Consider the following 400-nt stretch of genomic DNA (forward strand, 5'->3'; position numbering starts at 1 on the left):
TGACACCGGCCCCCCACGCATTGCTGCGACGGCCCACAGCGGGTGCCACAGGTGCGGCAGTTCTGCTCATCCGTGTCCGTCTCCACGCACTGGCCTCCGCAGAGCGTGAGGCTCCCGGTGCAGCCGCAGCGACCGTCGGTGCAGACCTGGTTCGCTCCGCAGCGCGTGTTGCATGCGCCGCAGTTCTGCGTGTCCTTGCGCGTGTCCACGCAGCGCTCGCCGCACAGGCCCAGGCCCGAGGGGCACTGGCAGCGGCCGTCGCGGCAGAACTGCCCCGCGCCGCACGTCACGCCACAAGCGCCGCAGTTCCGGTCGTTCTGCCGCGTGTCGATGCAGACATTCCCGCAGCGCTCCCGTCCCTCCGTGCACTCGCAGGCTCCTCCCTCGCAGACTTCCTCAG

The 400-nt window shown here is 70.8% G+C and carries 1 protein-coding gene; it reads right to left on the reverse strand.

The features are described 5' to 3' along the window. Positions 1-400, reverse strand: a 400-nt coding sequence (locus D7Y04_RS44875) for an MXAN_6577-like cysteine-rich protein (protein ID WP_304988663.1), incomplete at both ends; no start/stop codon positions are given.

Origin of the sequence: Corallococcus sp. AB038B (assembly GCF_003668955.1) — a bacterium.
Lineage (GTDB): Bacteria > Myxococcota > Myxococcia > Myxococcales > Myxococcaceae > Corallococcus > Corallococcus exiguus.